General features: G+C 33.6%; 15 protein-coding genes and 1 tRNA gene. 7 read left to right on the plus strand and 9 right to left on the minus strand.

The window, feature by feature from the left end; all coding sequences use genetic code 11:
• Window positions 1-47: 47 nt before the first annotated feature.
• Window positions 48-1,469, minus strand: coding sequence for a DHH family phosphoesterase (locus PLI06_05975; protein HOI77141.1), 1,422 nt, complete (start codon window positions 1,467-1,469; stop codon window positions 48-50).
• Between the two features lie 91 nt (window positions 1,470-1,560).
• On the opposite strand from PLI06_05975, the gene PLI06_05980 reads away from it, so the two are divergent.
• Genes PLI06_05980 through PLI06_05990 form a run of 3 tightly spaced genes read left to right on the plus strand, consistent with a single transcriptional unit; the run spans window position 1,561 to window position 3,777 of the window.
• Window positions 1,561-2,421 (plus strand): hypothetical protein, encoded by an 861-nt coding sequence (locus PLI06_05980; GenBank protein ID HOI77142.1) that lies wholly within the window; start codon window positions 1,561-1,563, stop codon window positions 2,419-2,421.
• Window positions 2,418-2,723 carry an MTH1187 family thiamine-binding protein gene (locus PLI06_05985; GenBank protein HOI77143.1) on the plus strand — a complete coding sequence of 102 codons (306 nt, stop codon included), beginning with the start codon at window positions 2,418-2,420 and terminating at the stop codon, window positions 2,721-2,723. The genes PLI06_05980 and PLI06_05985 overlap by 4 nt, the downstream gene beginning before the upstream one ends.
• The gene (locus PLI06_05990) at window positions 2,716-3,777 is read left to right on the plus strand and encodes a DUF373 family protein (GenBank protein HOI77144.1); all 1,062 of its coding nucleotides are present in this window, start codon (window positions 2,716-2,718) and stop codon (window positions 3,775-3,777) included. Before PLI06_05985 ends, PLI06_05990 begins: the two co-directional genes overlap by 8 nt.
• Here PLI06_05990 and PLI06_05995 read toward each other — a convergent pair.
• Together PLI06_05995 and PLI06_06000 are read right to left on the minus strand one after the other, a co-directional pair.
• Entirely contained in the window at window positions 3,755-4,327 is a 573-nt protein-coding gene (locus PLI06_05995; protein ID HOI77145.1) for a PhoU domain-containing protein, read from the minus strand. The two genes, PLI06_05990 and PLI06_05995, sit on opposite strands and share 23 nt — an antisense overlap.
• 4 nt (window positions 4,328-4,331) lie before the next feature.
• Complete coding sequence (locus tag PLI06_06000) at window positions 4,332-4,946, minus strand: PhoU domain-containing protein (GenBank protein ID HOI77146.1); 615 nt, start codon at window positions 4,944-4,946, stop codon at window positions 4,332-4,334.
• A 97-nt stretch (window positions 4,947-5,043) separates the two neighbouring features.
• Between PLI06_06000 and PLI06_06005 the strand changes: the two genes are divergently transcribed.
• Window positions 5,044-5,116: transfer RNA gene (locus tag PLI06_06005), tRNA-Arg, on the plus strand.
• Window positions 5,117-5,132: 16 nt separating this feature from the next.
• On the opposite strand, the gene PLI06_06010 is transcribed toward PLI06_06005, so the two are convergent.
• Both PLI06_06010 and cgi121 read right to left on the minus strand, forming a co-directional pair.
• Window positions 5,133-5,804 (minus strand): LytS/YhcK type 5TM receptor domain-containing protein, encoded by a 672-nt coding sequence (locus tag PLI06_06010; protein HOI77147.1) that lies wholly within the window; start codon window positions 5,802-5,804, stop codon window positions 5,133-5,135.
• A gap of 123 nt (window positions 5,805-5,927) precedes the next feature.
• Window positions 5,928-6,377 (minus strand): KEOPS complex subunit Cgi121, encoded by a 450-nt coding sequence (gene cgi121, locus PLI06_06015; protein ID HOI77148.1) that lies wholly within the window; start codon window positions 6,375-6,377, stop codon window positions 5,928-5,930.
• Window positions 6,378-6,783: 406 nt separating this feature from the next.
• Between cgi121 and PLI06_06020 the strand changes: the two genes are divergently transcribed.
• Together PLI06_06020 and ftsZ are read left to right on the plus strand one after the other, a co-directional pair.
• Window positions 6,784-6,966, plus strand: a complete 183-nt coding sequence (locus tag PLI06_06020; protein ID HOI77149.1) for a type II toxin-antitoxin system ParD family antitoxin — start codon at window positions 6,784-6,786, stop codon at window positions 6,964-6,966.
• A gap of 36 nt (window positions 6,967-7,002) precedes the next feature.
• Window positions 7,003-8,154, plus strand: a complete 1,152-nt coding sequence (ftsZ, locus tag PLI06_06025) for a cell division protein FtsZ (protein ID HOI77150.1) — start codon at window positions 7,003-7,005, stop codon at window positions 8,152-8,154.
• Window positions 8,155-8,226: 72 nt separating this feature from the next.
• Here ftsZ and PLI06_06030 read toward each other — a convergent pair whose 3' ends face one another.
• From PLI06_06030 to PLI06_06040, 3 genes are all read right to left on the minus strand, one after another.
• A complete protein-coding gene (locus PLI06_06030; GenBank protein ID HOI77151.1) occupies window positions 8,227-10,041 on the minus strand; it encodes a DUF2207 domain-containing protein in 1,815 nt (604 codons plus the stop codon).
• Window positions 10,042-10,052: 11 nt separating this feature from the next.
• Window positions 10,053-10,616, minus strand: coding sequence for a LemA family protein (locus tag PLI06_06035; protein ID HOI77152.1), 564 nt, complete (start codon window positions 10,614-10,616; stop codon window positions 10,053-10,055).
• An 82-nt stretch (window positions 10,617-10,698) separates the two neighbouring features.
• Entirely contained in the window at window positions 10,699-11,805 is a 1,107-nt protein-coding gene (locus PLI06_06040) for a TIGR04084 family radical SAM/SPASM domain-containing protein (protein HOI77153.1), read from the minus strand.
• A 122-nt stretch (window positions 11,806-11,927) separates the two neighbouring features.
• Here PLI06_06040 and PLI06_06045 point away from each other — a divergent pair, with 122 nt between their 5' ends.
• Window positions 11,928-13,292 (plus strand): ferric reductase-like transmembrane domain-containing protein, encoded by a 1,365-nt coding sequence (locus PLI06_06045; protein HOI77154.1) that lies wholly within the window; start codon window positions 11,928-11,930, stop codon window positions 13,290-13,292.
• A gap of 57 nt (window positions 13,293-13,349) precedes the next feature.
• Here PLI06_06045 and PLI06_06050 read toward each other — a convergent pair whose 3' ends face one another.
• Entirely contained in the window at window positions 13,350-13,766 is a 417-nt protein-coding gene (locus PLI06_06050; protein ID HOI77155.1) for an arsenate reductase ArsC, read from the minus strand.
• Window positions 13,767-13,802: the final 36 nt, after the last annotated feature.

Raw genomic sequence — 13,802 nt, forward strand, 5'->3', positions numbered from 1 at the left:
TAGAAACTTATAATGCTCTATATTTATATATTTCGATATGGTTCAATTTATATTGAACCTTTACTATTTAATTTTAAAGTCTTAAAGAAGTACTCCGATATAGTATCCCCTACTATTTTTACTAAAATATCCTTGTCTTCACTATAACCAAAAGCCCCAAGAGATATCTTTGCAGCGGCAAAATTCATATGCCCTCCTGCAGAACCCATTTTAGAAAAAGCCTTTGTAATTATCTTGCTGATATCAATAATCTGGTCCCTTGACCTAGCAGATACGTATACATAATCTTCAATTATCCCAATAACTATGGATACGGTAATACCTTCAAGTTTCAATAATAGATCTGCAGATTGAGACAATGATTCCTTATTACCTACATATCCAACATTGGAAATGACATATTTGTCGTAAAGCTTCTTGTTATTTATCGCCTTAGACAAAACATCAAGAGTATCTTGAGAAATATTGGGATTTTCAATAATATTCAAAAGTTCTTTATTAATCTTGGGTTTTAAATAATATACGGCCTCGGTATCTTCCTTCTCAAAATTTCGTTTAAAGTTATTAGTATCAACAAGAATCCCATACATTAATCCTGTGGCTAATTGCTCATTTACTTCGATACCAAAATCTCTCAAATAAGAAGTCATAATAGTGGCAGTTGCACCAACTTTAGGCCTTATATCCATGAATTCTGCATTTATTTTTTCTTCTTCAGTATAATGATGATCAATTATAATATCTGGTTTTATTTCTGATGGGAATATAGTCGTATTAGACAGATTTGGCATATCGATTAATGCAATTTTATCATACTCTCTTAAGACATATTTCTTATGTTCGGCTATCTTCTTGAAATCCCATTTCAAAAGTTCAACCATCAATTTGTTTCCTTCGTGACCAATTTCGCCACCATAATATATATCTACATTTACCTTCAAACTTTCTGCAATTGCTTTAAGGGCATAAGCGCTTGACATTGCGTCTGGGTCAGGATTATCATGCATTACAATTGCTAATGACTTGGATTTCTCAAGTATTTTTCTTAATATGTCTTTATTTCTCCAATAATTTGAGAGTTCAAGCTGGTTTATTATTATTTGTGCCATTGATCTATCTGGAGTAACAACAAAATCTGCCCCTAATTTTTTAATTCCTGAGATATGTTCTGAACTAGGGGCGTTAACAATTATCAAAGCTTCTTTATTGAGCTCTCTTGAAATTTTCAAAGCTTCAATATTGGTCTTATGGTCTGAAGTAGTTATAATTATTTCTTTAAATTTTGAAATATTTACCCCTATAAGGTTAAATGATTTAGTAAAATCAAATAGATAAGTTTTACAACCAATAGTTTCGGCCCTGCTCAAAGCCTGCATATTTTTATCTATGACCACTACTTCTTTGCCTCTCTTTTTAAGTACTAAAGATACGGCATATCCTATTTTACCGGCCCCAAAAATAAGAGACATAAGTCTAATTATGGGATGAAATATATATTCTTAACTGATTTAACCAAAATAATTATAAATGATACTAATATTTACAAGTTGAGGTATGTCTTTGGAAGGTTCAGTAGACGATGAAATTATAAAAATTTCACAAGAATTAAAGGCTTTGGAATCTGAGGCGGAATCATATAAAAAAGAGCTTTTGGCCTTAAAGCAAAAAAGAGATGAAAAGAACGCTCAAGTTTCTGATCTGATTAAGAAAGGCAAGGAAAACAAGGAACTTAGAGATAAAGCTAACGAGGAAACAAAAAAATATAAGGCACTACGTGAAGAAAATAGCTCTAAACTAAGAGTAATTTATGAATCTTTGAATAAAATTAAAGAAGCTACAAAGAACAAGGATATTACTTCCTCTTCAGAGATTGAAAAAAAGATTGACAATATTGAATGGAAACTCGAAACTGAAGTTCTTTCACTGGATAAAGAACGACAACTTGTTGACATCATAAAGGACTTAAAAAAAGACCTTAAAGAATCTAAAAATTATGAAGCTCTTTCCAAAGAAGCCCGCTTTTCTCGAAAAGATTTAGATACGTTGAAAAAAAATTCTGAGGAATACCATAAAAAAGTCCTAGAGCTTTCAGATGAATCCACTAAATATCATGAGCGTATGATATACTATTTCAATAGTTCTGAAGATATCAAAAAAGAAGCAGATACAACACACAAGAACTATATTGAAAAGAAAAAATATGTTGATGAACTATACGACAAAATAAGAGAACTAAGGGCTAAAATCAAAGGATTAGAAATTAATTCAAGAAAAACTGAGAAACAGGAAAAAGAGAAAAAGATAAAAGAAAAGAAAATAGAACTATCAAAGAAAAGTGAGGATATCTTAGAGAAATTTAAAAATGGAGAAAAACTCACCTTGGACGAACTTAAAATTCTCCAGGCTGGGGGAAATATTTGATAGCGGAAATATCTTTTGTCCCTATTGGAGTTGGAACATCTCTTAGTCGTTATATCGCAGTAGTTATAAAAAACATAGAAAAAAGTGGATTAAAATATCAACTCACACCTATGGGTACAATTGTAGAAGGTGAGTGGAATGAGATATCCAAGTTAATCGATTATTCGCATGACTTAATATTTGAAATGGGAATAGAAAGAATTATAACTAACATAAAGATTGATTATAGATTAGACAAGAAGTCTTCTATGCAAGATAAGTTAGACTCAGTCAAAAAGAAGATGGTAGAAACCGATGTTTGAAAAGAAAATATTGGTGCTCTCAGTTGATAGAGATAATGACCTGGGGGTAAAAACGGGTATCCAAGGGCCGATTATAGGAGAAAAAAACATCCTAAATGCAGCCATGGAACTTGGTATAGCCGATCCTACAGAATCAGATACAAATGTTCTTTTTAGGGCAATCCAAGTCTTTCGAAAATTGAAAAAAGAGGACACACCTTGTGAAGTCGTAGCCCTTACCGGTGATATAGATGTTGGTGTAAAATCTGATATAGTGCTATCCGATCAACTTGACCATGTTCTTAAAAAAATAAAAGTAAAAGGTGTAATTCTTGTTACAGATGGGCGTGAAGATGAGAATATCTTACCGGCCATTCAATCAAAGGTGCAGATAATATCCATAGATAGGATAGTTATACAACAAAGTGAAACAATTGAAGAAACATACTTTATTCTTCATAGATATATAAGGGAGGTCATGGAAGACCGAAAACTTGCAGGGCTTTTACTAGGGGCGCCTGGACTAACCTTCCTTCTTTTTGGCGCAGCTTTTTTATTGGGAAAACCTCAGATAGGTTGGTTTGGATTTTTATTTATTCTAGGAATCTATCTGTTCTTCAAGGGATTTGGGATTGACAATTTCTTAAAGAAAGAGTTTTCTCCAAAAAGGGTAGGATTTGTTTTTTACCTAATTGCTGTATTATTAGGTATTATTGGTGTATGGCAGAGTTATTACTATCTCCTTCAATTTCCAACTTGGCAAAGTATACCTTTAGTAATTGCGACAATTCTATCAAGAATCGAACTCATTTACGTTGCTTTTGCAATAGCGATGTTCGGTAGATTTCTAGAAGCTTACTCTACAAATAAGAAGGAAGTAATGAGTACACTTGCACTAACATTTTTCACAGCAGTATTCTCATTTATCCTATATCAATCTGCTAAGTTTATCCTAGGCTCTATATCCCTAGAAATTCTAATGGTTTATCTGTTTATAGCAGGCGGATTGACTGTCTTATTCATGAGATTAACTGGGAAATTAAAACTAAAAATTATGCCTGAAGCTTGCAGTTAGCAAGTTCTTGTAATTTTTCTATACCACTTTCCATGCCAATACCATAGAGTATATCCCCTTCGTTCAATTTGAAGTTTTTCTTTGGGGAGTAAATGTAGTCTTTATCTCTCTTTATGAGAAATATGTATATGCCTGTCTTACTTTGTAGTTTTATTTCTTGGAAAGTTTTATCTATAATAATGGAGCCTGAGCATATCTTTACCCTAGCAATGATCTGATCAGTTTCTTTCATTGCCTCTTTAAATATTGGGTGAGCATCAATTCCCCTAGTTACAATATCGGCTATTTCAGAAGCTGCGTCAGCAATAGCTTCAGTTGCTTCAGTTATATGAATCAGACTTAGTAGGTCTTCAGGATTACTGACCTTAGACGCCTTTTGAAGTATTTTTCTACCCATTTCATAGTTCAGTTTATCTACAATCTCTTCAAGTTCCATTACTTCCTCTGCAATGTATTTATTATTGTATAGAAGGGCAGTATATGATAGGGCAACCATCAATTCTGAATTATTTTTCATCTGCGTTAATATATCTGCCATACCAGTTTCCATTATATCACCACTTTGTTTTTATGCCACTACATATACTCTTTAATATTTCAAGACCGGTATTACTGCCCCTTGCAATGAGTATATCTCCATCTTTAATAACAAATCCTTTAGAAGGGTTATATTTGATGGAATCTTTTCTTTTTACAGCGATTATATATGTTCCTATTTTAGATCCCAGTTCTGCCTTTTTTAATGTCATGTGCGATAGTTTTGATTTAGGAGATACTTCATATTTTTCTATTTGTTCTTCAGCGTCTTCAAGCGCCTCGTAAACGATTGGATGTATTTTCATATCTCTTAAGATAATATTGGACAAATCTCCAGCTGCATTTGATATTTTTTCGGAGGCAGAGGCAAATTGCAAAACAGCTGAAATTCTCTCTGCATCTTCAACGCTTCTAGCGGCTAGCATTGCTGTTATTCTTATCCTATAATTTAGCTCATCCATCCTGCTCTCAAGTTCGGTAACGTCCTCTGCTATTTCCTTATTTTTGAAAAGGATTGAAGAATAGGCTAGGTCGACCATTAGTTCAGAGATATCTTTCATCTCAACTAAAAGATCCTTTACACTTACCGGCTTATACTTAAAAGGTTTTGATACTTTGCGTCTTTTGCCCATTATTTTTCTCTCCTAAAAGAGTCTAAACTGGTTTATTTTAATTAATATTTAAGGATTTCGAATATATTTATAAATTCTCATATAGAGATTCTACAGGGGGCCTGTGGTCTAGTGGATATGGCGCAGGGCTTCGGACCCTGAGATCGTGGGTTCAAATCCCATCAGGCCCGCCTTGTTCCATTAAACTCATATTTTGTCTTCTTCTTTTGAAGCGACAATATTCATATCGTCTTCAAGTTCTTTTATTTTCTTTTTGTCCTTAATTATGCCTGCAATTATTATGGAAAATATTGCAACTCCTAAGGCATTTGACAGTGTCATAGGTATTATTACTATTTTTACAGTTTCTAATGCCAAATCAAAAGGTTTTGCAAGGATTAATGTAATCCCCATGTGATATAACTCTACTATAGCCGCAATAATTGTGGCTTTGTATGCCCCAATAAATTCCTTTTTTTTGTATTGATAGATTAATCCGCCAATAAGACCTGCCGAGATGGTGGCGACTGAACAAGGAAGAGCTGTAAAGCCACCTCCATAGAATCTGTTTATCCCACCTATTAATCCTGCGCCAAGACCAATAACTGGTCCACCTACTAAACCTGCAACTAATGGCCCTATATCCCTTATATTTGCTATAGCGCCAGAAGGAAGTTCTATCCCTGAATAGTTCCCAAATATTGAAAAAGAACCAAATATGAGTATCATAACAATCTGATTCTTATATGTAAATCTTTTATCTATAACAACTTCTTTAAAATGATTAACGGAACTCACAACCACGGCTATTACAGTAACCATGACTGATACCTCGTTAATTAAAACAAAAAGAATATCCATGATTTCTTCAGGGTTCACAGTGATAAAAACAAAAGTCAATTTAAAAAACTTATTGTAATTTTTGCAAGTTTCGTAACCTTTATGTTAAAAAATAGTAGTAACGAATGGATACCAATATATTAAATAATATATGGCATTAATTTAATATTTTGTGTTAAGTAATGCAATCTTTTCAAATATCTTTTTTTCAGTTTCTATTCTATTATTGATATCCGTTATTTCAAAATACTCTATTATGAAATCTTTATCATATTTTCCGAGGGGAACGGGCTGGCCTAAAATCTGGATAATCTTCTCTTTTTTTTCTTCATTCAATATAATTCCTATCTTATTAAATCCATTTTTTATACCAAACGTTAAAGCTTTAGATATCTGTTTTTCTCCAGATAGTCTGATCAAATACTCAAGTGAAAAATCGTCAGCAAAGTTTGATTTATTCTTAAATGCTTGAGTTGTCTGGTACAAAGCCATAGTTATATGATTGACTCCATATACTTTACTTACGTCAAAAATAGCATCTGCCCCATTTTTCTTTAATATTTCAATTAGTTTTTGTGCATCTTGAATTTGGGATTCAAATACCAGTAACATGATTATACTATCTTCTCTTTTCTTAAAAAATTATCGTTGTGCATTGTTAATAAAGTTTATAATTGGTAATACTTTATGGAAATCTAAAAGAAGTATTGTTTATCATTATTAACCGAAAACTATATATAGTAGTTAACAAAATTAGTATTTACTGGATAACCCACATGAAAGACAATGATTATCCATAATGATAATCCGTGAGCGATATTACAATACCACTATTGAAGTATCCAGACAATAGATATGAAGTGTCCATATAATATCTGAATAATATTATGGGGGTATAAGGATAATACAAGAAACACATCAGGAAGATACCCAGATAGGTTATAAGAGATATCTGGATAACCGAAACTCTTATATAGATATATCTCCTAAGTATTATACAGATGCTAGAGGGACACTAATGAAACTCATATCAGTACAAATACCAGAAGCATATATGAACGGGTTGGACGAGTTGGTTAATTATGGATACTTCCCTAATAAGAGTGAAGCCATAAGATCAGCGATCAGAGACATGCTAAAGAACGAACTTGGTGGGTTTAGATCACTTAGAAATGAAGGCATATCTGGAAAAATAAAGTAAATAATAAAAAATAATTTATATAATTGGGGGTTTTATATGAAAGGCATCTTGGAAAATGCTTCAAGATATACTCAAACTAATAACTTTGAAGAAACTGCAGCGGAATTAGAAGGCATTGGGCACGCTAGGATAATATGTGCAGGATGTGGCGGTGCAGGCAATAATACAATAAATAGACTTTCAATGCTCGGAGGAGTAATGGGCGCCGAAACAATTGCCTTGAATACCGATAGGCAGCACTTAGAAAATATTCAAGCTGACAAAAAGTTTGTTATTGGAAAAGAGCTTACAAAAGGTCTTGGAGCAGGGGGAGACCCTAGCATTGGCTGGGAAGCCGCTCAAGAGGATAGGCATAAATTAAAAGATCTTTTTAAAGACGCAAATTTAGTTTTCGTCTCTGCAGGTATGGGAGGCGGAACAGGAACGGGGAGTGCCCCGGTAGTTGCTGAAGTTGCTAAAGAATGTGGCGCGTTAGTTGTGGGGGTAGTAACCTTACCTTTTAGAATGGAAGGATCTCACAGATTTGAAAAGGCAATTCAAGGACTTGAAGCCTTTAGGCGATATGCAGATACAGTTATCACACTAGATAACAATAAGCTACTTCAACTTGTTCCGAACATGCCAATTGACTATGCATTTAGCGTATCTGACGAAGTTCTTGCCGAGATGGTTAAAGGAATCACAGAGACTATTACACAACCAAGTCTTGTTAACTTAGATTATGCTGATGTAAGAACAATCATGCAAGATGGTGGAGTTGCTGTAATCGGAGTCGGTGAATCTAATACGAAGAATAGAGTTGAGGAAGCAGTCCACGAAGCAATGACCTGCAAACTATTGGATGTTGACTATAAGAATGCAAAAGGTGCACTTGTTCACGTTTCAGGCGGTAGCAATATGACCTTAAACGAGGCCAACAGAGTCGGAGAAATTGTTAACTCAATTATGGATCCTGAAGCAAAGATTATTTGGGGTGCAAGAGTTGACGAAGGTCTAAAAGATTCGATGAGAGTAATGCTCATCATGACTGGAGTAAAATCACCGTTCATATCTGGAAGAGCTGCAGATGGAGACATAGAACTACAACCGTTTGAGAGAGACGCAAGAAGGAAAAGAGTGGGCGGCGGAGAAAGCTTTGGGCGAAGCATCGACTGGGCTAAATATGGAATAGATGATCTATTTAGCTAAAATAGTTATTATTTCATTTTATTAAATATATTCTAATTTTCTTAATTATAAAAAAATTTTATTTTAATAGATTTAACGACCTCCAACGCCGCCTCCACCGAAGCCACCGCCACCACCAAATCCGCCTCCGCCTCCAAATCCTCCACTACCGCCACCGCCACTGCTGGGGGGCGCGTAGGATGAAATTGGAATAAAAGACCTATTTATCGCATGGTAAGGAACTACATTTACGTCTTGTATGTTTACATTCAGAGCTTTCATTGCAGCTTCTACTTTATCCCCTACTCCAAGTGCAGTTCCATATACAAGCCATTCTCCCCACATGAGGATATCATCTGGAGAATATTTTCTCATCAATGCGAGGTCGGATAAGAACTTAGTAAAAGCATCCCATTCAAGTTTTTCTTTATAGCTGTCATTTTTCCATAACCCAAATAGTGTTGTTGGAAATGCCATAGCGATTATAGATTGGATAACAATTATTATGGAAGCAATAAGAGAACTTGATGCATTAGTTGCAAAAGGTATGAATATGAGCATAATAATAGAAATGACTACAAAGAGTATCCCAAAAAGCAATACTGGGAGAGGTCTAGTTCTTCCCTCAACTATATAGTTTTTAATAATCATTCTGTCAGTAGATTTCACATTTGTAATGCCGTTTAGGGATGATTGATAGCTTAACATAGTTTTTTGGTTCATAACATCCTTTCTTGCACTCTTAGCTAGGGAGGATATTGTTTCAGTATCAACAACTCCATCAGACCCTACTTTTTCAATAAACTCAATTACCTTAGTTTCAAAATGATCTAGGTCAGTTTTATCTTTGAGTTTAATTGTGATATATTTTGGATTCTCCTTCTCTTTTATCTCAATTTTATGTCTTTTATGAAGGTCCAAAAGTGTTGCGTAGAAAGCATTCATATCAAAAGTATTTGCCTCACCTTTAAACAGAAGATTGACTACCCAAGGTTTCAATTTATCGTTAGGAACAAAGCTCAAAAATTCCGGCACTGTAAAGCTTTTTTCTTTTCCACGTCTGTAATAAATATATAAGAATATGAATGGAACTATTATAAGCAGTAGACTTGTTAAGGCGTAAAGAAACTTTGCCGCATAAAATGGTACAGTATAGAGTAAATTAGCCATTTCTGTTTTCTGTCTAACTCCACTTATATTTTCTGGGAAACCGTTTATGGTATTAATATATTCTGGCTTTAAGAGAAGTTCGATTTCTAAAAGTTCATTCTCTGGAGAAGTTCCAGTAATAATAATATAGTTTTGATCTTCTGAAACTTTTAAATTAGGTGGATGTGGATAGACTTTTACTATACTTTCTTTTGCAATCATTATCTTAAAATTTTTTATTGGTATATGTTCTCTCTGGAGTTTTAGATTCAAATGACTGACTTCACTATCGTATTGAATAGGTGGGTGAAGGATGTAAGTGTATTCTATCTCATACTTGCCTTTATTAAAGTATGAAGGATTGTATGCGCCCACTTCATTTGTATACGCCAAAGAGTCTATGGTATAACTGTGGGATTCATCTCCAAATAATCTCACATCACCTTTGTAATCTTTAGCATAACCGATAGTTCCAGAAGGATACTTTACGTTTACAAATTCAATATAGGACCTTCCAAGTCTTTCAAATGAAAGCATGTCATCCCAGTATCTGAAAAGCATCCTATACTGCCCAGAATTTTTTACTTCGTATGTATATCTCTCAGATAAAGTGCCATCTGAAAGAAAAGTAACCTCATAGTTATCCACTACGAGGTCGCCCTCAAAAATGATTGGGCCTTTAGGCAGTAGCAATAGTGCAGTTGCGCCTATCAAAAGCGTAACTAGCACTAGTACTGTAATCTGTTTTGATTCAGCCATATTTCCATCTTCTAAAACTCAATTTTTGGCCTTGTTTCAATAGCCTCTTCAAATTTAAGGTATTCTAGTTTTATGAGTCCGATGATTCTTCCAACTATGTTTGAGGGTATTGTATCAAGCATAGTGTTAAACTGTTGGGCTATGTTATTGTAGGTATACCTTTGTCTTGCAATTTCATCTTCTACAGTTTTTACTGATTCCATTAGGTTAACTACTGTAGTTGAAGTTTTAAGATCTGGATAGTTTTCTGCTACTGCAATAAGTCTTCCCAATATGCCCGCACTTTGACGATCAATTTCACTTATTGCCTCAGGAGAAGCGCTTCCAATACTTGCACGGTATTTTGTAATATTCTCCAATGTTTCTTTCTCAAACTTTGCGTAACTCTTTACAGCACCCAATAGCTGGTCAATCATATCAAGACGCTTTTTTAGGGCGACTCTTATCTGCCCAAGAGTTGCTTCAGCTGAATTCTTCAATGCAAAAAATCTGTTGTAGATGCCAACAAATATCCCAATAAGACCAATTGCTATAACAACTACAACTCCAAGTATTAACAAAATTGATAAGTCCATAAAATCTCCAACTACACTTTGATTATGGTATTTAAGTATCTTTCGGAGAATAATTCTTAGTAATTTCAAAAAATAGAACGGATTATGGTATTATTTCAGGCCCAAAATATTTTTCATATTCAAAGTCTTTGTAGCTGATTAGCTCTTTGTCAATAAGTTCTTTAATTTCAGGCATTTTATTTTTTAGCTCTATTACAAGATGTTTAATTGTATTACATATTAATGCATTTCCATCTTCTGGCCATAATTTTAGGTGCTGCCAGTAGAGGCATCTCCCGCCACAAATATTCTTAATCTCACAATTCTTGCATCTTTCTGCCATTGGAAATTTTTTTAATTCTGTGGGGTCAGAATCTAAATCACCACAAACAAAATCTTGAATCCAAGTCATGATTGGGCAAGCCACCAATTTTCCATCTGTGCGTATAGCATACCCACTATGGCCTGCACCACATCTTAGAAATGTTTTCTCGCCTTTGAGAAGGCTCTCAACTATTCCAATGAATGGATAAAGTTTTAGGACTTTTTGAGTCCTCATCTGACTTACCCAATAATCGATAAGCTTTGTGATAGAACTGTTGTATTCTTTTACAAATAAACTAAATTTTTCTTTATCATAATCATATGCGTAAAAGCCTGCATCTATCTGCCAATGGACGGATGAAAAGCCACTATCAATCAAATGTAAGACTTGTTCAAAAATATCTGGTGATTCTGGGTTTAAAGTCATCCTGCCAATAATCTCTCCAGAATAACCTTTTTCTTCTATTTCTGAAATATTCTTCATTACTAAGTTGTAAGTTCCTTTACCTCTATTCGAATCAGTTCTCTCTTTATCGCCATCAATAGAAACTAAAATCCTACCAATTTTATCTAGATATTCTATCGGAAGTTTGTCCAAAAGCTTTCCGTTCGTCTGCATTCTAAAAGGCACATCAATATTATCAATGATTTCCTTGATTTTATTTATTTGGAGGAGAGGTTCCCCTCCATAGAAGATAATTACAGGATTTTTATCCTTATTAATAAATTTCTTAAGAGCATTCACATCGATTTCGCTAGATTCAGGTGCAGATAAATCAAGAGTGACTTTTTGTTCAATATCTGCATCAAAATCATTCATTGATTTTTCGTAACAGTATCTGCACTGTGAATTGCATTTCGTTGTCAGTATGATGTGATAATGCATAGGTCAAATCTTAATTAATTCGTTTAAATTACTAATGTATACAAAATTATAAGGATAATATTCACGTTAATTTTATAATGAATGTTTCTACTAATAAATAAAGATATCATAACAGTGTTAGCATGAGTAGAAAAAATTCAAGAATCAATATAAAGAAAATAGTTCCATTAGGATTACTTAACAAAATCAATCGAAATCAATTTGGGTATAAGAGTCTTGGGATTATATTTTTCTTTGGATTAATCACTTTTTTAATATGGCTCTTCAACAGGATGGGTGGGAATTTTCAATTCTTATTAGTTATTGCTAAAGTATCGGCATTGATTGGAATATGTTTATTATCTTTAACAATTTTTTTATCCCTAAGATGGCATTTCATGGAATCATTTTTTGGGGGCCTCGATAAAGTCTACAAAGCTCATCACTTTTTAGGGCAGATTACAATGATTGTGATACTACTGCACCCTCTTTTTTTAATTATCAGAGTCTTTCCCAACCTGAATTTAATATCAATATACATTGTCCCTGGATTGAATATTCCTTATACGTATGGGATTGTTTCTTTTATCCTCCTTGTTATTCTTTTGGTATTTACTCTTGTAATAAGGCTACCTTACAAAATCTGGCACCTCACACACAAGTTTATGGGAATCGTTCTAATATTCGCTACCTGGCATGCATTAGTTGCAGGGCGAGATATAATTCAATATCCAGTACTTAGAATATGGATTCTTATGTTCTCATTAGTCGGAATTATTTCATATTTCTATATGCTATTTTTCTATCAATTAATTGGCCCTAAAGTAAGGGCCGAAGTTAAAGATGTCAAGATCATGGGGGATATAACTGAAATTAAATTTGAAACACTTGGCAAAAAAATGAATTTTAATCCTGGTCAATTTATCTTTATCAAGTTTTTAAATCTTGAAAAATCATTTGAAATATTTCCATTTTCTATATCAAGTTCTACGAATGATGAGTTGATTAGAATCTCGGCAAAAAAATCAGGAGATTTTACTTCTTATCATCTACCAAAAGTAAATGTTGGGGATAAGGTATATTTATACGGGCCGTATGGTAGATTTGGCGAGAAATCTCTTTTTGAAAAAAAGGATATGATATGGATTGCAGGCGGGATAGGAGTAACTCCTTTTCTTAGTATGTTAAAATATAAAGATTTACCAAAAAATAATAAGATTGATTTTCTATGGTCCTGTAAAGATGAAACGAATGCAATCTACGATAAGGAAATAAAAGAAATTATCAAAAATAAAAATAACATCCGATATAGGATATGGGCCTCAAACGATCTCGGAAGACTTTCTGCACAAGATATAATTCAATTATCAGGTGCCAAAGAGAAAATCACTAATAAATTAATTTTTATATGTGGCCCCAATGAAATGATGATGGAACTTGCAGATCAATTTATCAAACTGGGCGTTAAACCAAGAAATATAATTTTTGAAGACTTCAATCTTATTTAGGATTTCATGCTAGACGTGGAGACTTTAAATTTTAGTCTTTTTAACTTTTAAACTAATCTAGGAATTATTACAAAAGAATTCTATTATCCATCGCTTTATTTCGTCTCTAGATTTCCTAAAAGCATTTAATTTATCTTCATTTGTTCCTTCTACACTGGAAGGGTCTTCAAATCTTTTGTGCATGTAATTTTTCGCACCAGGAAAAAATGGGCATGTTTCTTTAGCATTATCACAAACTGTAATCACGTAATCAAATTGCATGTTCATAAAATCTTCAGTACTTTTTGAATAATGAGAGGATATGTCAATTCCTATTTCTTTCAAAGCTTCAATGGAGAATGGATTTATCCTAGTAGGTGCCGAGCCTGCACTATATGCCTCAAAGGCGTTCTCACAAATATTATTCAATAGGCCTTCAGCCATTTGTGATCTAGCTGAATTATGTGTGCAAACAAAAAGAACTTTTTTCTTCATATTAATCCAACAATAACTAATCTAACTAATGTATTA

It is taken from the genome of Methanofastidiosum sp. (genome assembly GCA_035362715.1).
Lineage (GTDB): Archaea > Methanobacteriota_B > Thermococci > Methanofastidiosales > Methanofastidiosaceae > Methanofastidiosum.